The organism is Cupriavidus sp. SIMBA_020 (genome assembly GCF_046535395.1).
GTDB lineage: Bacteria > Pseudomonadota > Gammaproteobacteria > Burkholderiales > Burkholderiaceae > Cupriavidus > Cupriavidus campinensis.
The window spans coordinates 1-241 of record NZ_JAWRWU010001510.1; the positions used below are offsets into that span (position 1 = coordinate 1).

At 61.8% G+C, this 241-nt stretch carries 1 pseudogene; it reads right to left on the reverse strand.

The features are described from left to right. A pseudogene (locus SB751_RS34640) lies at positions 1-241 on the reverse strand (cell division protein FtsA); the annotation flags it as partial.

The window sequence follows — 241 nt, forward strand, 5'->3', positions numbered from 1 at the left end:
CTCGATGACGCGGGCGACGTCGGTGGCGGTGACTTCCTTGTCCTTGACGGCGACCATGCCGCTGGAATTGAAGCTGCGGATATGGCTGCCGGCGATGCCGGTGTAGACGTCTCGGATCTTGCAATCTGCCATCAGCTCGGCTTCTTCAAGCGCGCGCTGAATCGAATTCACAGTGGTCTCGATATTGACGACCACGCCCTTGCGCATGCCGCGCGACTCGTGCTGGCCCAGGCCGAGCACT